General features: G+C 67.0%; 8 protein-coding genes. 5 read left to right on the forward strand and 3 right to left on the reverse strand.

The genetic code is table 11. From position 1 onward, the window contains the following. Positions 1–275 precede the first annotated feature (275 nt). Positions 276–635, forward strand: a complete 360-nt coding sequence (locus tag E6R60_RS37125) for a hypothetical protein (RefSeq protein ID WP_240802340.1) — start codon at positions 276–278, stop codon at positions 633–635. Continuing rightward, positions 560–1006 carry a DUF4232 domain-containing protein gene (locus E6R60_RS01185; protein WP_240802372.1) on the forward strand — a complete coding sequence of 149 codons (447 nt, stop codon included), beginning with the start codon at positions 560–562 and terminating at the stop codon, positions 1004–1006. Before E6R60_RS37125 ends, E6R60_RS01185 begins: the two co-directional genes overlap by 76 nt. A gap of 171 nt (positions 1007–1177) precedes the next feature. Here the strand turns inward: E6R60_RS01185 and E6R60_RS01190 are convergent, their stop codons facing one another. The 3 genes from E6R60_RS01190 to E6R60_RS37130 all read right to left on the reverse strand — a co-directional run bounded on the left by E6R60_RS01190 (position 1178) and on the right by E6R60_RS37130 (position 5566). Next, positions 1178–3121: a DUF2075 domain-containing protein gene (locus E6R60_RS01190; protein ID WP_136324443.1), complete on the reverse strand. Its 1944-nt coding sequence runs from the start codon at positions 3119–3121 to the stop codon at positions 1178–1180. Between the two features lie 100 nt (positions 3122–3221). Continuing rightward, complete coding sequence (locus E6R60_RS01195) at positions 3222–5237, reverse strand: DUF2075 domain-containing protein (protein WP_136324444.1); 2016 nt, start codon at positions 5235–5237, stop codon at positions 3222–3224. Positions 5238–5437: 200 nt separating this feature from the next. Beyond that, positions 5438–5566, reverse strand: a complete 129-nt coding sequence (locus E6R60_RS37130; RefSeq protein ID WP_240802341.1) for a DUF6408 family protein — start codon at positions 5564–5566, stop codon at positions 5438–5440. A gap of 320 nt (positions 5567–5886) precedes the next feature. Between E6R60_RS37130 and pglW the strand changes: the two genes are divergently transcribed. The 3 genes from pglW to pglX all read left to right on the forward strand — a co-directional run bounded on the left by pglW (position 5887) and on the right by pglX (position 19396). Next, positions 5887–10323 carry a BREX system serine/threonine kinase PglW gene (pglW, locus tag E6R60_RS01200; RefSeq protein WP_240802342.1) on the forward strand — a complete coding sequence of 1479 codons (4437 nt, stop codon included), beginning with the start codon at positions 5887–5889 and terminating at the stop codon, positions 10321–10323. A gap of 159 nt (positions 10324–10482) precedes the next feature. After that, positions 10483–15438: a DUF3320 domain-containing protein gene (locus E6R60_RS01205; RefSeq protein ID WP_136324446.1), complete on the forward strand. Its 4956-nt coding sequence runs from the start codon at positions 10483–10485 to the stop codon at positions 15436–15438. Between the two features lie 271 nt (positions 15439–15709). Continuing rightward, positions 15710–19396: a BREX-2 system adenine-specific DNA-methyltransferase PglX gene (pglX, locus tag E6R60_RS01210; protein WP_346766054.1), complete on the forward strand. Its 3687-nt coding sequence runs from the start codon at positions 15710–15712 to the stop codon at positions 19394–19396. The last annotated feature ends 74 nt before the right edge of the window (positions 19397–19470 follow it).

A 19470-nucleotide genomic window follows, 5' to 3' on the forward strand; every position in this document is an offset into this window, starting at 1 on the left:
GGCCGGCGCCGGGACGATTCCATCATGGGCGGCCGTGGCCCCCGGGTGGTCATGTGGGGCGGCCGCCCCCCGGACGGTCATGAGCGGCCGCGTCCCGGACGGTCCCTGGACGGCGTCCGCGGCGGCGCTCGCCGCGGACTTCGTCACACCCCGGCAGCCAGTTCGTGCACGGGCGGTAACAAAGCCGGACCGTGGGTGACCCGAGCGACGGGCCACGGTCAGAATCGCCAGTGACGCCGGCCGACAGGCCGGCCACGGGGGAAGAGGAACGCAGCATGAACGCGAAGACAGTCGGCTCCGGTTCCGTACGTAGGGCCCTGCGCGGCACCCTCCTCGGGGCGGCGGTGGCCGCGGCCCTGCTGGGGACCACCGCCTGCCAGCCGTCCGGGGAGGACGACAACGCCGCCGCCCCGACGGGCACCGCCTCGGCGGGGAAGAACCCGTCGAAGAAGAGCGCCTCGCCCTCCGGCGACACGGGCACCGGCGCGAGCAGCACGCCCGACGACGCGACCGGGGACAGCGGCGAAACCGGCGGCGGCAACGGCACCGACCACCCGGACTGCAGGCCGCCGACCTCACCACCGCGGTCGAGCTCCAGGACGCGTCCGGGGAGACGCCCCGGCACTTCCTGCTGACGGTCACCAACGGCAGCAAGTCGCCGTGCGTCCTGAACGACGCACCGCAGGTGCGGCTCGGAGCCGGTGACGACGCTCCGGTCGTCGAGCCGCTCGGAGAACCGGACACCGAGCCCGTCGTCGTCGAGGGAGGCGGCAAGGGGTACGCCGGCCTGTACGTCTTCGGCAACGACGAGGGAGGCGAGGCGGAGTACGACCAGGCCGACCGGTTCACCGCCACCCTGGTCGCCGGCGAGGGCACCGAGCTCAGCGGCACGCTCGTCTTCCACCTGCCGCGCGGTCTGCGCTCCGTCTCCTACGACGACGCGGCGCGGGTGAACGGCTGGGCGGGCACGGAGGGTCTGGCCATGCGCCCGGTCAGCCAGCTCTGACCGCTGGGTACGTCGGCTCGCGCCGGCCGAGCCACCGTCCCCCCGGTGCCAACGGCGCCGGGGGGACGGTCGCACCTGCGCAAGCCGCGTCAGCCGCTCGTACCCGGCGATGAGCGCTGACATTTGATGATGGTCTGCCATGCAAACCGGACGAACTGGGGTCGCTGATCATCACCGTGCCACTGACGACGCCGAGAAGGCGGACCGGCTCCGGGGCGGGGCCTTTGGGTGGGGCTCGGAGAATGCTGTGTCCTCTTCGGCTCGGACCAACTGGCGCAACTTCGCGCGCGTAGCGGGGTCAGTGGAGTACACCACTGTGCCGACCATGCCACGTGTCAACAACACTTTGTATGTGTTGCGAATGAGTCGGTCCACATCTGCGTCAGGCGTGGACTTCTTGAAAGCAGGGTCCTTGGAAGCAGTCCGGTCCGTCACCCAGCGATCCTCGCGCCATACGAGGTCGGGGCCCAGGATCACGCCGCTCCAGTCGTACTCAAACCCTTGAGCGGTGTATACGCATCCCACCTGGCCGAAGCCTGCGGGATCGGTTGCCCAGAGTGCAGCTGGAGGTGCACCCGCGACCGATCTGTCGCCGAAGACGTTCCACGGCCGTTCCCAGCCACCGATGACAACATCTGCAGGCAGAGCCTGCCCGGGCGGAACCTTCTTTGACCACTTCCAGCAGTAGCCCGCCGATATGCGCGCACCGAAACCTTGTTCTCGGCGGCTTTCCAGGAAATCTTCCATCTCCTCTGGGCTGTCCGCGACGATGATTTGCATCCTGTCGTCCGGATCCCACTGCACAGGGCCTCCCGGTTCCAGTCCCAGCAGGCGGACAGTCCATCGGAGGTAGGCATCACTGCCACCACACCTGAACTGTGCATCCAATGGGACCACTTGGCAGCGCAGACCCCGGGCTGCGGCGATGGCCCTGATCTCTGCGACGGTACCCATCTCTCCTGGCCGTACGACCTGGTGCTCATCGAGCAGGAAGACGGGCACCCTTGCCACGTCGATCAGTTCCTCGATCTGCGCCTTGCCGGTGCGTCCCGCTGCCGGGGTGTAGCGGTTCGCCGAGGTTTCCCTCATGCGATGCGCCTCGTCACAGATCAGCACGTCGAGACTGTTTCTCTCGGCGGTCATGAAGCTGTTGAAATACTTGAAGAGGTCCTGCACTTCGCGCTTCCGGGCCCCGGCGACCTTGCGCATGGTCGTGGTGAAGGAGTTCGACCCGGTCGCGTGCAGAGCTGTGGTTCCTTGGCGATACAATTCACCGAGCAAAGAGAGCGCGATGACGCTCTTTCCGGTTCCCGGACCACCGGTGACAACCACGACCTCTTTGTGGTCGGACTGCTTCGCCCGTCGCACCGCGTTGAGCACTGTCCGGTACGCCACCCGCTGCTCGTCCAGCAACACGAACTGTTCCCGTTCGCGCACCTCTTGAGCAGCCACGGCCATCAGTTGACGGGAAGGGCCGATCTTTCCGGTCAGGAACTCATCGGCTGCAGATGCTCCGGATTCCTTCCCCAGCTTCGTACGCAGATAGTCAACGAACTCGCCACGCCTCGCACCGATGAACAGCTGACCAAAAGCGTCCTGCTCGGCCTCGAACAGCCCTCTGACCCCGAATTCAGTCGCGTTGTGCAGATATGCGGCTCCGGAAATCCGGTGAGGGTGCTCCGAGACCGCCCCGTTGAACGAGACCAGATACTGGCAGTAGGCGCGAACCTGGTCGACAGGATTGAGTACGGGCCGGGCGTATGCATCGATGCGGCACAGAGACGGATCTTCGTCGTCCGGCTCGGCGCTGCTCCACTGTTTGAGTTCGACGACGACGTACGACGGCTCTCCTGTCTTGGGATGCACACCAGCCAGCACTGCGTCAGCGCGCTTGCTGTTGAGTGGCAATCCGTACTCCAGTAGCACCTCCACCTGGTCGAGACCGGCTTCGTTGAGTGCGTTGGCCAGCACGGGGATGCTGCGCTCCCAAGAGCGTGCCTCGGAAGGGCTGGGCCTGTAACCGTGCACGTGGACGAATTGCTCAGCCAGTCGGAGGAAGAGAGAGCCGGACAGGCACTCGGCGGCGACCGCGGCGGCGGACTCGCGGAACAGCAACGGATGCTCCCAGGCAGCACGAAGGAACTCGTGCGGGTGGGGGCATGTCCTTCGAGGCTCCGCCGGAGCGGAGCGGAAGCCCGTCGGGCCGCAATGACGATTAGTCGAACTCTATCGTGAGCTGCTGTGCCACGGCTTGTTCGACCTCCGTTACCAGGGGCGGGAGCTTCCGCTTCTTCGGTTTGGCCAAGGGGGAGTCGGCGACTGTGCCTGAGATCAGAGTGCGCAGGGCGTTGCGGGTGTCTTCGTCCTGTGAGTAGATGACGATCCCGGTCCGCGCTCGGGTCAGCAGGACGTGATAGGCGTGCCGAACCAAGCGGTCCACCTGCGCGTCACTCACAGTCTTCTGCTTGAGCTTGCCGTCATGGGTCTTGGCCCGGTCCACAGTGAAGCGTCCGTTCTGCCAGACCAGGTCAGGACCGATGATGACTCCGGTCCAGTCGAACTCGAAGTTCTGCGCTGTGTAGATGCAGCCGATCTGCCCGAAGCCTCGCGGATCCGTCGCCCATTGGCTCGACTCCGGCACACTGTCGAGCTGAACGCCGTCCTTGGCATTCCAGGGCCTGTGCCACCCATCGATCTGGACCTCCACCAGCAGCTGGCCATCGCTGGGTGTCTTCCACTCCCAACAGAAACCTGCCGTCATGCGCGCACGGGCTCCGTCCTTCTCCATGCGTTCCATGAGGAAGGCCTCCATGTCCTCCGGGCTGTCCGCCAACCGGACGTCGATGCGACCGTCCGGCACCCACGCAGGCGCTGTGGTGGCTTTGAGACTGAGAAGCTTCGTCACCCACTCGCGAAAGGCGATACTGCCTTCCGCGCGGAACATTCCGGGCAGCTCGACAACTTCGTAGTCACAGTCGCAAGCCATGGCTCGCTCGACGAGATAGTCGACGGTGCCGACTTCGTCCGGGCGAAGGGACTGCCAGTCATCGAGCAGGAAGACCGGCATCTCAGCGACGCGGATCAGCTCGTCCGCCTGCGGAAGACCTCGTTCCTTGACCCACTTCTTGACGTCCCGGCCGTCCGACTTCTCCCGCACCCGATGCGCCTCGTCGCAGATGAGTACTTCCAGCGAGTTCTCCTCCAGATGACCGAACTGCTGGAAGTACCTGTAGTCCTTGCGGGACTGCTTGTCGGCAGCCCCCCGCTTTCCGTAAGGCGCGGCGTCGACAGCGGCCTTACGCAGGTTCTTGGTGAAGGATCGGGAACCGCTGGCATGTACGACGTGGTGTCCCTCCTGCTTGAGGGAACGCAGGAGTTCGACGGCAACGGCGGTCTTCCCGCTGCCGGGGCCACCCTGGATGATGACGACCTTCTTGCGACCGCTCATCGATCCGCGGGTGCGCACCTTGTGCCGGACCTCCTGAAAGGCGATCTCCTGCTCCTTCTGGAGAGCGAACACAGGGTGCGGACTTCCCACCCGGCTGAAGGCTTCGCTCGACGACGGTGCTTCGTACTGCTGGGCCTGGCACAACACGTCGGCCGCGTGACTTCCTGACCCGCCGGGAGCCAGCCGTGAGGCGATGAAACCTCTGAACGCACCGAGCTGGTCCCTCGTGTACAGGCGGCCATGGTCGCTCTGCGGCAAGTCGAAGAGTGAAGCGACCTCGGCACTGGCGTTGTGGAGCAGGGCGACGCCGGCGATCCGCTGCTGTGAACCGCGCAGCGGTGCGAGGTGCTGCACGAGGTACTCGCAGTAGCGCTGCACCTGGCGCACGGGATGGAGCTTTGGCTTGTCGTAGCCGGCGTCCACAGCGATCGGGTTTGTCGGTGACACCACCGCCTTGTGCCACTGCTTCAGCTCGATGACGACGTAGGAAAGATCCTCGGACATCGGATGCTGCCCGGCGAGGATGACATCGGCGTCACCGGACATTCCGGGTGTGGAGTATTCGATGAGCACCTCGACCGAATCGAGTCCGAGGGCGATGAGTACGTTGATGACTTCCGGCAGGCTGTGATCCCAGGAAGCGATCAAACCTTTATTCGGCTGCTTCTTGTTGGGGTGAGACTGCACGTACTCGTTGATCAACCGCTCGGTGAGAGGAAGATGGTCTCTGCCGACGGGGACGATGAGCGGGCTCAGTTCAGCAGCCGACTTGCGAAGCAGCAAAGGGAGTTCCCCACAGGCACGATGGATCTCGTGCGGGTGGGGGCGTTTCCTGAACGGAAGCCCGTCGGGCCGCAATGACTTCGACGTACCCTAGCCGGGATCAGTCGATCTTGAGCAGCAATCGCGACCCGAAAGTGGCTCTCGCGGCTGCTCTGCGGCAGTACGGGTGATGGCGGGTCCCCGGACCCGCCGCCCCTCGGCTAGCCGAGAAGGTGCGCTGCTGCCTGCACGGCATTCCACACCAGGTCCGAGCCGAGGCCGGAGGCGACGCCGATGAGGATGTCGCGTACCCAGGTGCGGCGTGCGGGCGTGTACTTGGGGAGGGTCATGCGGAGAGCATCTCCTTCGGGAGGCGAGTGGAAGGGAAGGCTCCCAACCGGGAACTCTCCGTACTCACCGAAGTGAGGCCACCGGACCGCCGAAATCTTGTGCAACGCAGGACCGTACCCCGTACACCCTCCGGGGAGGGCGCGCGGCGCACAGCAAAACTATCGCACCGCCGGAGAGGCGAACCAATGCCCCGACAAGGTCTACGGTCGGCCGGACGCTCGCCCGACGGGGACGGGTCAGCAGGTCGGGCCCGAGGTAGGGTCGGGCGGGATTGTGTGTGCGTTCACAGAGCGCGATGGATACCGCGGAGGTCGGACCCGTGACGGCAGCAGGAACGCCTTCGGCCCCGAAGCCGGGCCCCCCGCGCAAGGAGCGTTGGTATCAGTCGCGCCGTTCCACCTTCTCGTGGGAACAGGAAGGGCTCGATCACGTCCGGCAGCTGATGCCGGCTGCCGAGCCGTACCGTGCCTGGGCCACGTTCTCTTTCACCGCTGCGTCCGGCCGCACCAACGAGTGTGACCTCTTCATCGCGGTTCCCGGTGGTCTGTATCTGCTGGAGCTCAAGGGGCATCCCGGCCGAGTCGTCAACCACGGGGACACCTGGCAGTTCCACGATGACCGTGTCCGCACGCTCAAGAACCCGCTGCACCTCACCGATCTGAAGTGCAAGGAGCTCAAGGGCCAGTTGGAGCGAGCCGCACGTTCCATGGGCGTCGATCCACGACGTGTTCCGTTCATCAAGCCTGCGGTGTTCCTCCATGCGCCCGGCCTGGTGAGCGGACTCGACGAGTTCCAGCGCATCAATGTGTACGGCCGCAACGACGGGGCCGGCGGACTGGACAGGATCTGGGACGACCTGCTCGGCAAGCCGCCGGAGCGCGAGAGCTGGCGTGTCACCCCGCAGTCGGCGCAGCTGCTGGAGCAGCTGATGCAGAAGATCGGCATCAGCGACTCCACCGCACACCTCCGGTACGGCGAGGACTGGAAATTGGAACCCGGCGTGCTGGACGCGGGCCCCGGCTGGGAGGACCGTCTGGCTGTCCGTGATGACGGGCTGGTCCAGGAAGGCGGACGCGTCCGGATATACCTCGTGGAGCAGTTGGCCGGGGAGGCGGCCAGGCGGGCCGCGGATCGCGCAGCCCGCCGGGAGTACCAGGTGCTCCAGGGGATCACGCACCGAGGCATCGCGCAGGCTGTGCAGATCCGCCAGCACCAGGGCGGCCCCGCGATTCTTTTCCGCCACCGCCATTCCGACCTGCGGCTCGACGCGTACTTGGATGCCTACGGCGGCCAACTGACCCCGGAGACCAGACTTGACCTGGTGCGTCAGCTCGCCGAGGCACTCCGCTACGCACATAACCGCTCCCTCTACCACCGCGCGCTCGCCGCACGGTCGGTGTATGTCTCGGCCGACGAGGACGGCTCCGATCCCGTGGTCAGGATCACGGACTGGCAGACGGCCGCACGGGATTTCGAGACCACGTCGATGCGCTCCATCGGCGATACCCCGCTCGACGGCACCCTGATCGAAGACGCCGCCCAGGTATTCCTGGCGCCGGAGACCGATCAGGAGTTCGCCGATCCGGTAGACCTGGACCTTTTCGGACTGGGATCGCTCGCGTATCTGCTGCTCACAGGGGAGCCTCCGGCTGACCGGCGCAGCTCGCTGATCGAGCGGCTGTCCACAGAGGGCGGGCTGCACCCCTACGCAGTGGCGGACGGGCTCTCCGACAGCCTCGACGACCTCGTCTATCGAGCCACGCGTGCGGAAGTCGTGGACCGGCTGCCGTCAGCGGAGCGCTTCCTGGACCTGCTGAACGAGGCCGAACAGCAGACCACCGTTCCCGACCAGTCCGCGTCCGTCGAGACCGACCCCCTGACGGCGGTGCCCGGGCAGCCGGTCGATGAGACCTGGACGGTCCGCCGGGTACTCGGAACGGGAGCCACGGCCCGCGCACTGCTGGTCGAGCGGGTGGTGGAAGAGGCCGAAGGACCGGATGGCAGAGCGGTCGTCGAGGAACGCGTCTTCAAGGTCGCGCTCGACCAGGACAAGAGCGCCCGGTTGTACGCGGAAGCCCAGGCACTCAAGGCGGTGGGCGGCGGCAGGATCATCAGGCTCCTCGAAGAACCCCGCGAGATCGCCGGACACACCGTCCTGGAACTCGAATACGCGGGCGAGTCCTCTCTCGGCGCACGGCTGCGCGGCGAGGGCCGTCTGACATACGACCAGTTGGAGCGGTACGGCAACGACCTCTTCATCGCGCTCGACCAACTCGCCGCCAAGGGCACCCGGCACCGCGACATCAAGCCGGACAACCTCGGCCTGCACAAGCGCAACGATGGATCGTGGGAGCTGCTGCTCTTCGACTTCTCCCTCGCGGACGCCTCCGAGCGCGACATCACAGCGGGCACGCGCGGCTACCTCGATCCGTTCCTCGGCAGCACCCGCCGCTCGCTGTACGACGATCATGCCGAGCGTTACGCGGCAGCGGTGACCTTGCACGAGATGGCGTCGGGAGAACGTCCCGTCTGGGGTGACGGCCAGACCGACCCTCGCATGAGTGAGGACGTCGAGCTGTTCGTCGCGGCCGAGCTGTTCGAGCCGGGACTCCGTGACGGTCTCACCGTCTTCTTCCAGCGTGCCCTGCACCGTGACGTCGACCACCGCTTCGACACCTTCAAGCAGATGGAGGACGCGTGGCGGCAGATCTTCCGTACCGCTGACTCGGCGAAGCCGGCGACCACCCCGGCGACCGTCGGGGCGGTGGCCGCCACCACGGAGGAGGCCCGGGAAACCGCTGCCGCCGCCGCTGAATCCGTCACCGCCCTGGAGGCGGCCGGGCTCTCCCCGCGCGCTGTCTCCGTCGCCAACGGCCTGGGTGCGGTGACCGTCGGCGAGCTGCTGGACGTCCCCCCGCACACGATCGCCCGTGCTCGTGGTGCGGGAACGCTCGTACGCAGAGAGCTCAACCGTCGCCACAAGCAGTGGACGGCAATGCTGCGACGGCCGCCCGCGGAGCCCGCCACCAGGGCAGCGACCCCCGTGACGCCGCCCCTGGCCACTGATGCCCAGGCACAGGCGCACCTCGTCGCCGCCGAAACCGTCGACTCGCTCGCCTCACGCCTCACACCGGGACCTGCCCGCAAGGGCAACCTGCGCCCCGATATCATCCGTCTCACTCTCGGCCTGCCGAGCTCGGCCGCCGACGGCGGCGGCCTCTCCCCGCTCGGGGCATGGCCACCGCAGACGGTCATCGCCAAGCACCTCGGCAGCAGTCAGGCCACCGTCTCACGCCATCACGTGGCCGCCATCGAGGAGTGGGCCGCCACCGACTGGATCCCGCAGATCCGAGACGAGCTGGTGCAGATCCTGGCTCAGTCGGGGCGCGTGATGACGGTCCAGGAAGCGGCTGCCGAACTCCGTGTGAGGCACGGCGCGGGGGACGACACCTCTGAGCGCACCCTGGCCAAGGCTCTGGCCGTCGTCCGCGCAGCCGCCGACGCCGAGGCACTTCAGCGCGGCACCGAACACGATCCGCGCCTCGAAGTGCTGCGCCGCGGCTCCCGAGTCCTCCTGGCGCTCGACTCGCTGCCGGGTACGGACGATCCCACCCCTCAGGAGCTGGCCGACTACGCGGCAGCCCTCGGCGCGGAGGCCGACCGGCTGGCCGATGAGGACCCGCTGCCGGGCCGGGCCACTGTCGTGCGCACCCTGCGCGAGGTCGCTGCGCCCAGCGGGATGACTCCGCTCGCCGACACCCGCCTGGTCAGCCTCGCCGCAGTGGTCGCCCGGCATGCCTCCGCGTCCCCACGGCTGGAGATCTACCCCAAGGCCCTCGGGCTGGCCCGTGCTCTGCGTATCTCGCAGGCCGCCGCCGGAGTACGCCGGGAGACAGGCATCTCGATCAGCGAACTCGTAGCCCGCGTGAAGGCACGGTTCCCGACGGTGCCGGTGCCCGACGCGCCCACGCACATCGAGATCGAGGACGCGCTCAAGGAAGCCGGCTTCCCGCTGGAATACGACACCGTTCGCCGGCGCTTCTTCCCTCCGGTGGTCGAGGGAGCACGCTGGTCGAGCTCCACCTTCACCCGGACCAGCGTGCTCGTCGCTGAGGCCCGGACAGCGGCGGCGGCCGGGCGGGACCCACAGGCCGTGCTGCGCACCAGGCTCACCACGTCCGTCGAGCGCGGGGGCTTCCTCGCACTGACCCTCAAGGGCGCCGACCTGCCGGGTGCCGCTGCTGCGGTGGCAGCCGGCTTCGAAGTCGTCCCGGTGGACTTCAACCAGGAGTTCCTGAACATCTTCCGTGCGCTGGCCGACGAGTTGAACACCGACTGGTCCAAGGTGCTGCGCGCGGACTCCGCCTTCACCGGCAGCGGAGAGCTGAAACCGGGCCTGCGCTCGTACGTCCAACGGGTCACCGGGCGGATGTCGGAGCGCCTCGTCGGCATGGCGGAGGAGGCGGGTTCCAAGACGGTGCTGTTCGTCCACAACGCGGGGCTCCTCGCCCGCTACTTCGACGGCGGTGGCCACGACCTGCTGGTGACGCTGCAGCAGGCGGCCCGCCGTCCCGCCCAGATCCCGCACGGACTGTGGTGGCTGTGCCCGATGGAGGACCCGAAGCAGACGCCGTCGCTGGACGGGCGCACGGTGGAGGTGGTGGACCGGGCCACGGAGTGGGCTGTGCTCGACTCGCTCTTCCTGAAGGAGCTCCGGGCGGGAGCCGGTGCAGAGTCAGGGAATGCCTCATCCTGAGCACCCTTTCGCCCCATTCCTTCCACCCTTCACAACAAATACATATCGTGTTGTCCATCCCTGGCGTGTCGGGCCATGTGGGCTGATAAGTAGATACCTCCAGGGGGGACCTGTGAGTGTGGATACCCCTGTGCGCCCTGCTCAGGAGGTACTCGCCACATGCCCCACAAGCCCCAGACGGTTTCTGCCACCACGAGCGATCCGGGTCTCGACCGGCTGAAGGCGGTGCTCGAGGGGTGGCGCAACTCCCTCTTGGACATGGGCGGACGCAACCGGCTGCTGAACTTCCGCCATACCAGGACGTCCACTCTGGAGATCACCTCGCCCGATGCGGGCTCCCTCGTGCCGGAACTCGTCAAGGGCTGGGCGTTCGCGCCAGTGGCGGAAGCCGCAGGGGCGGGCGATGACGAGTACGGCGGAGAGGCCGAACGGCAACCCACCCCCGGGCTGATCACTCAGAAAGCCACCCAGGCGACGCTGGACAGTGCCCTGTACCAACTGCGGCAGAAGTCCGGTCAGATGTTCAACGACTACGGCCTCTGGGTGCTGTGGTTGGGCATCGGCATGCTCGACTGGTGCGAAGACGGTGCACATGAGGGCAGCTCCGCCCCGCTGCTGCTGGTCCCGGTGGAGCTGCGGCGGGACAGCCATCGCCGGTACCGGCTCCACCTGGCCGACGGTCAGGACCGGGCCCACAATCCAGCACTCGCGGTGAAGCTGGATCGATTGGGTGTCGACTGGTCCACGGTCACCCGTACCGACGTCACCGATCTGCCGGCCCTGTTCTCGGCCGCCCGTGCGGTCGCGGCCGGACAGAAGGGCTGGTCCGTCGACGAGCGCGTCGTGCTCGGGCTGTTCGCCTCGCACCGCGAAGCGATGTACCAGGACCTCCAGCAGAACGAGGACCAGATCCTCGCGCATCCGCTGGTCCGTGCCGTCGCCCTCGGTCCGGACGCGGGCCTGCCCGACGACCTCATCGGGTTCGAACCCCCGGAGCTGGACCGCATCGACGACGTCCAGCTGCCCGAGAAGACCCCGCTGGTGCTGGACGCCGACGCCTCGCAGCGCCAGTGCATCGCCGCAGCGCTGGACAACCGGTCCTTCGTGATGAGTGGGCCGCCCGGCACCGGCAAGAGCCAGACCATCACCAACATGATCGCCGCCCTCATGCACGCCGGCCGCAGTGTGCTGTTCGTCAGTGAGAAGGCTGCCGCGCTCGACGTCGTGCGCAACAGGCTGCGCGGCGTGGGCCTCGGCGACTTCGTCATGGCCCTCCACAGCGGTGATACGAGCAAGAAGGCGGTCGCCACCGAGCTCGCCAGGGTGCTGACCACCGAAGCCAGAGTCACCGGAGCCGCCGAGCACGAACTGGAGCGCGCACGCCGTCTGCGCGAAGAGCTGTCCGCGTACGCCGCCGGTATGAACCAGAACCGGGAACCCCTCCAGCGGACGCTCCATGACGTCCTGGGGCGGCTGGTCCAACTGGAGCAGGCGGGTACGCCTCAGCTGGCACTGTCCGCACAGCATGCGAAAACCGTTCGCTCCCTGAGCGCCGGCGCTCTGCAGGAGCTTGCTGCCGCTACGCAGGCCATCAGCAGAGCCTGGCGCCCGGCTGCCGAAGGCGAGATGTTCCCCTGGCGCGGCCTGGTCGGTACCTCCGCGTATCAAGTCGCCACTGAGGCGTCGGATTCCCTGGACGCTCTGCGGACCGCGACGAGTCGCCGCCCCTTCGCCGCGACAGTGAACGATCCCCGATCGGTTCGCGAGCTGCAGCAGATGGTGCGTTCGGTGCGAGGCGGCCTTCCTGACGGCGTGGGTTCACCCGAAGCGTCCCTGCCCGACGACGTCGCCGACCAGCTTGCGCAGCTCGCCGACCTGTTCGGCCTGCCGAAGCCGGAACACATGGACGCGGCCTTCGCTCTGTGTGAGCTCGCGGATCTGACCACTGCCGAACACCGCCCGCCACGCGGATGGTTCGCAAGCCACACCCTGAGCCGCGCACACCAGGCCGCGCAGGAGCTGCGGCAGGCCCTGAACGCAGAGTCCGCTGCGCGCACGGCTGCCGAGGACGTCTTCGGCGAGCAGGTCGTCGATTCGGCGGACTTGCCGGCCCTGGTGGCCCGTTTCGCGGAGCAGCACCAAGGACTGAGGGCCCGGTTCTCGGCCCAGTACAAAGCCGACCGCGAGTCCGTCGCGGCACTCACCCACTCCGGAGCCTGGGCCAAGTCACTGGTCGGCCGCCTGGACCACGCCCTGGCCTGGCACTCGGCCGCCGCCGAGGTGGTACGCCTTGCGGCCGAGCACGCACCCCTCCTGGGCAGCTACACCCCGCGTGATCAGGGAGCGGTGGGCGCGCTCGACACAGCGCTGGCGACCGCCGACCGCATCGCCGAACTGAGTCGTGATGCCGACGGGCGTGACCTGCCGGCCGAGCAGCTGGCCGACGGTGCCGACACGGACCAGCTTCCCCGGCTGCTGGCCGACAACGTACGGCGGTCGCTGGGCGACTGGTGCGCGAGTGCCACCCGCCGGGCCGAACGCTGGAGCGCATCCGTGACCGCGCTCCTCGACCTCTTCGACCCCGCCCGACAAGGGCAGCTCTCCCCGCTCCTGCTGGGCACCTTCGACCAGGCACAGCAGGTCGTCGACGCGCTCCTGGCCGACCCGCACGGCCCCGAGGAGTGGCACGCGTACTGTGACGGGCTGCGCATACTGGCCCGGCACGGCGCCGACGGCCTGGTGGCGAGTGCGGCTGAGCGGGCCGTCGATCCGCAGCACCTTCCACACATCGTGGAGCAGGCGATGCTCCGGTCCTGGGCCGATGACATCCTCGCGACCGACACCCGCCTGCGCACGACCCGTTCGGACGACCTGGACGCACGCGTGGCGGACTACCAGGAAGCCGATCGCCGTCTCATCGCCGCCGCGGGTGGTGCGGTGATCGAGGCGTGCAACAAGCGTCGGCCTCGCAGCTACGGCAGCGGGGGTGGGGCCGTCATCGTCCGTGAGTCGGAGAAGAAGAGCCGGCACATGCCCGTACGTGACCTGCTCGGCCGGACGCGTGAGGTCGTGCAACCGATCAAGCCGTGCTTCATGATGAGCCCTTTGACGGTCAGTCAGTTTTTGCCCTCCGACTACCAATTCGATGTGGTCGTCTTCGACGAGGCCTCGCAGGTTCGGCCCAGCGACGCGATCAACTGCATTTACCGCGGACGCACACTCGTCGTCGCGGGTGACGACAAGCAGCTGCCCCCGACCTCGTTCTTCGACTCCGCGGGTGAGGACGAATCGGACGAGTACGAGGAGGATGTGCCCGACTCCTTCGAATCGCTGCTGCACGCCTGCAAGGCCGGCGCCATGCGGGAACTGGCCCTGCGCTGGCACTACCGCAGCCGCCACGAGAACCTGATCACCTTCAGCAACCACTCGTTCTACCGGAACTCGATGGTGACCTTCCCCGGCGCCCTCGATGAGGGCAATGACGTCGGCGTGGCCTTCCTCAAGGCCGACGGCACCTACGACCGGGGCGGCCGCCGCGACAACCAGGCCGAGGCGGGCTACGTAGCGGACCGCGTCATCCACCACTTCGACACCCGCCCCGACAAGACACTCGGCGTGGTCGCGCTCTCCCAGGCACAGGCATCAGCCATCGACCACGCCGTACAGCAGGCTCGCCTCCTGCGCCCCGACCTCGAGCACTGCTTCACCGAGGGCCGCCTCGACGGCTTCTTCGTCAAGAACCTCGAGTCGGTGCAGGGCGACGAGCGCGACGTGATGATCATGTCGGTCGGCTACGGCCCCGACGAGCACGGCAAGCTCGGGCTGAACTTCGGTCCCATCAACAAGGGAGGCGGCTGGCGGCGCCTCAACGTCGCGGTCACCCGTGCCCGCTACCGCATGGAGGTCGTCGCCTCCTTCCGCGGCGCGAGCCTCGCCGACAGTTCGAACGAGAGCGTCCAGCATCTGAAGCGCTACCTGGAGTACGCGGAGAACGGCCCCGCCATCCTCGCCCGCGACGTCGTCCAGTCCGATGCGGAACCCGACAGCCCCTTCGAGGAGTCCGTACTGGAGGTGCTGAGCGGCTGGGGGTACCGCGTCCAGCCTCAGGTCGGCGTGGCCGGATACCGCATCGACCTCGGACTTCGCCACCCGGAGCTGCCGGGCTCTTATGCCCTCGGCATCGAGTGCGACGGCGCGATGTACCACTCCTCGAAGACGGCCCGGGACCGCGACCGGCTGCGGGAGCAGGTGCTGAACGGCCTGGGGTGGCGGTTGTACCGGATCTGGGGGACCGACTGGTACCGGGGGAGGGCGGCCGCGGAGCTGCGGCTGCGGGAGGCGGTCGAGCAGGCCATCGCCCAGGGCCCGCTGACAGCGTCGGTCCAGGTGCCGCGGCCCCTGGAGCCGGCGGACGAGGCGTCCCAAGATGTGGCCTCCTCGGTCAGCCTGGCGGGCGAGTCCGGTGGACGGGTACTCACCGTTCCTGTCGCTCACCTGCCTGCGCAGGTGACGGCGCCGGTCGAGATCGAGTACGAACGCGTGCCCGTCGCCACCGAAGTGCAGCGTGAATGGAGTGCTCCGTACCGAACCTGTCACATCGCGGTCACCACCGGTCATGAGCTGCACACGCCGGAGGCCAGGCCGGCGCTGAAGAAGGCGCTGATGCAGATCATCGATTCCGAAGGTCCCATCCACGAGGATCTCCTCGTGCAGCGCGCCCGCGAAGCGTGGGGTGTGGGCCGGGCGGGGAGCCGCATTCGGGACAACGTGCGAGCCGTGGCGCAGCAGCTGGTCCGCTCGGGAAGTGTCGCGTCGCAGGGGGCCTTCTACGAAGTGGCCGGTCGAGGCAGTAGCAAGGCCCGGCGGCCCGAGGGCGGAGAGACGGCACGCAAGGTCACGTACATCGCCCCGGCCGAGCGGCAGCTGGCGCTGAGCGAGCTGGCGGCGGAGTGCCCCGGCATGACCCAGGACGAGTTGATCAAGCAGGCGTGCGAGTTCTTCGGATGGCGCAGGATGGGCGCGGACATCCGTACGCGGCTGGAGGCGGACATCGAGGAGCTGCACAGGCAGCGCAGGGTCGAGGGCGGGCCGGGGCGCATCAACGCCATGCGTTGACGGCCCCCCCCGGAGGACGGGCGGGGAGTGGAGGGACACGGCTCCCCGCTCCTGCTCGCTCGCTCCGGGTCGGCCGTCGAGCGCCGGGCGGAGCGAGCGGCGCACCACGTAGGAGTCAGCGGCTGCCGGGCTGCTCGGGATTCTTCCGCTGTCGGGGTGACGGAAGCCGTGCTGTCCGGCTCCGGATGAAGGGTCCGGAGATGGGCGGCGGGGCTGGCAGGATGGATGAGCCGCAGGCATGGGTTTGGGTTACGGAAAGAGGGGCGCCCCGGTGGACAAGGCCGCACTGCTGAAGGATCTGCGCAAGCAGGTCACCGCGCTGGAGGACGACCTCCGGGCTCGTACGGAGTCGGTGGACGAGTACCGAACGGAGCTTGAGCGCGAGTACGCGGCGGCCCGGGAGGCGAGCCGTACGGCGGCGACGTACGGGGCCTGGCGGGACGAGCGTGTGACGCAGGCGGCGGCGGCCTGGGTGCTGGCCACGGTGTTCGTACGCTTCTGTGAGGACAACGGCCTGGTCGACGACCCGTTCATCGCGGGCCCGGGGGAGCGGCTCGCGGACGCGGAGGACCGGCAGGCGGCGTTCTTCCGGGAGAAGCCGGAGCTGAACGACCGGGACTGGCTGGTGGCGGGTTTCGATCACCTCTCGGGCGCGCACAAGGCGGTCGCGGGGCTCTTCGACCGGGGTCACAACGCGCTGTGGGAGCTGAGCCCGTCGTACGAGGCGGCGACGCGGCTGCTGGGCTTCTGGCGCGAGCGGGGCGCGGACGGCGAGATCATCCACGACTTCACGGACGAGGAGCTGGACACCCGTTTCCTGGGCGACCTCTACCAGGACCTGAGCGAGCACGCGCGGAAGACGTACGCGCTCTTGCAGACGCCCGAGTTCGTGGAGGAGTTCATCCTCGACCTGACGCTGGAGCCTGCGGTCGAGGAGTTCGGCCTGGACCCGGCGTGGAAGCACAAGCCGGCGGGCTGGCCGGGCGACGAGCCGGTTGTGCGGGGCCTGCGGTGCATCGACCCGGCGTGCGGGTCCGGTCACTTCCTGCTCGGCATGTTCGAGCGGCTGCTGAAGAAGTGGCGCGAGGCGGAGCCGGGCACGGAGGACTGGGAGCTGGTGCGCCGGTCTCTGGAGTCGGTGCACGGGTGCGACAAGAACCCGTTCGCGGTGGCGATCGCCCGGTTCCGGATGCTGGTGGCGGTGCTGAAGGCGTGCGGGGAGCGGCGGCTGGCGGCGGCGCCGGAGTTCCCGATCAATGTGGCGGTGGGGGACTCGCTGCTGCATGGGCGGGGGGCGGAGACGGTTACGGAGACGCTGTTCTCGGGGATGGGCGAGGACGAGGATCGGGCTTTTGCGTTTCGGACGGAGGACGTGTGGGAGTTCGCGAATCGGGCGGATCTGCTGGGGCGGGGGAGTTACCACGTGGTGGTGGGGAATCCGCCTTATATCACGGTGAAAGACAAGCAAGAGAACGAGAACTACAAGAAGGCGTACGATGCTTGCTATCGGCAGTATGCGCTGTCGGTGCCGTTCGCTCAGAGGATTTTCGAGCTGGCGGTACGGGCTGGTGGTGAGCGGCGTGACGGTGGATTTACCGGGCAGATCACGGCGAACTCTTTCATGAAGCGAGAGTTCGGAAAGAAGCTGATCGAGGAGTTCTTCGGCAAGGTCGACCTGACCCATTTGATTGATACGTCGGGGGCTTATATTCCAGGGCATGGGACACCGACGGTGATTTTGGCTGGACGAAACCGGAACGGGTTGAAGTCGGATCAGGTTCGGGCAGTGCTGGGAGTTCAGGGTGAGCCGGATCAGCCGGAGGACCCAGCGAGAGGGCTGGTTTGGGGTGCTATTGCGGAACAGGTGGCGAATTCTGGGAGCGAGTCAAGGTGGGTGACGGTAGATGATCTTGATCGTTCGACTTTCGCGAGCCACCCATGGTCGCTGGCAGGGGGTGGAGCGTCGGGCGTTTTTGCTGCGTTGACGGCAAATCGAGGCACACTTAAGGATTCAGTCGCGCGGATCGGGTTCTACGGTGATAGTCATGCTGATGAAGCTTTCACGTTGCCCGCGAATGGCTGGCTGAGCAAGCGAGCGTGTGACCTGCTTGCGCGAGTGAGCCACCGGGGTGATCAAAGCCGCGATTGGGGTTTCTCCGCACATGATCTCGCGGTACATCCCTACGCCATTGACAAGTCTCTTCTACCTGTAGAGCAGTTGGGTGATGCGTTCGTTCGCCACTTCTGGTTCCTTCGAACCGAGTTGTGGTTGCGGGGTACCTTCGGTGGCCGCACATATCGGGCGGATGGGCGGGACTGGTGGGAGTGGCACCAGCTCCCTAAAGATGGTGGGACGCATTCATGGGCACTTCCGTTTGCTTTTGTTGCGACGCATAACCACTTTGTCCTTGATCGAAATGGGAAGGTGTTCAACCGTTCCGCTCCAGTGATTAAGTTGGCAGAAGGGGCTTCGGAGGAACGGCATCTGGAGTTGCTCGGCGTGCTCAACTCATCGACGGCCTGCTTCTGGCTAAAGCAGGTGAGTCATAACAAGGGGCGCCCCGGCGCTGAGGCAACGGGGGCTGATGAGCCATGGGAGCACCGATACGAGTTCACCGGCACAAAGCTGCAAGACTTCCCCCTTCCCGTCAACCTTCCCCTCGAACTGGGTCGCGGACTGGATTCGCTTGCTCAGAATCTGGCTGGACACGAGCCTTCTGCCATTGCTGAGCGTGGTGTTCTAACGCGAGCTCGTCTGGACGAGGCTCGCTCCGAGTACGTGCGGGTCAAGGCCCAGATGATTGCTCTCCAGGAGGAACTGGACTGGACTGTCTACGGGGCATACGGCCTTCTGAGTAGGGACGAGGTGGGGCGTACAACCCTCCCCAGGGGCGCTAGCAGCCCCGAAGTGAAGCCGAGCGAGAGAGCGTTCGCCATCGTGCTGGCGCGGGCGGTTGCTGCTGGCGAAACCAACACGTCGTGGTTCGCGCACCACAACCATCAGTTTCCTAAGATTGTTGACCTCCCCTCCCACTGGCCCGACTCGTACAAGGCTGTTGTTGAGGCGCGCATCGAAATCATCAATTCTCGCAAGGACGTGGCTCTCCTCGAGCGGCCCGAGTACAAGCGGCGTTGGGCATCCGAAACTTGGGAAAAGAAGGAGAAGACGGCCCTCCAAGCATGGTTGCTCGACAGATGTGAGGGTGCCAACGTCTGGTACGGCCTGCGCGATGGCATGCGTCAGCCTCGTACGCTCACCGTTTCCCAGCTTGCTGACGCGCTTCGCTCTGACGATGAGGCGAACGCTGTCGCCGAGCTTTACGCTGCTGATCACCTAGGTAAGCGTGACGCGCCCCTCGCGACTGTTCTCACAGACATCATCGTCACGGAGCACGTTCCGTACCTCGCGGCGATGCGTTACAGGGACTCTGGCTTGCGCAAGCGGGCTCAGTGGGAGCAGGTGTGGGACCTTCAGCGCGAAGAGGACAGGACGGGGAATCGGCTCGATATCCCTGTGCCTCCGAAGTACACCTCCACTCCGCCAGACTTCCTTAAAGCGTCCTACTGGATGCAGCGTGGCAAGCTGGACGTGCCCAAGGAGCGGTTCATCTCCTACCCTGACGCATCGCCCGACTCGGACCCGACGCTGTTGCTCGGCTGGGCCGGCTGGGATCAGAAGGATCAGGTGCAGGCTCTGATCAACGTGATCAATGACCGGACCGAGCAAGCTGGTTGGGAGACGCCGCGCCTGACGCCGCTCATCGCCGGTATTCAGGAGCTGATGCCCTGGGTTCACCAGTGGCACGGTGAGTACGACGAAGAGTGGGACGGCACACCCGCTGAGGAGTACCAGGCGTACCTGGACGAGCAGCGTGCCAAGCACGGGCTCTCGGCGGAGGACCTCAAGGCCTGGCGGCCGGAGAAGAAGACTCGCGGCCGGGCCAAGAAGGCTGACTGAGCCCGCGAACGAGTGTGTACAGGAGGATGCCCCGCCGCCGGAACGGCCGGTGGCGGGGCATCGCCGTCCGTCGG

Source organism: Streptomyces sp. A0642 (genome assembly GCF_004795105.1).
Lineage (GTDB): Bacteria > Actinomycetota > Actinomycetes > Streptomycetales > Streptomycetaceae > Streptomyces.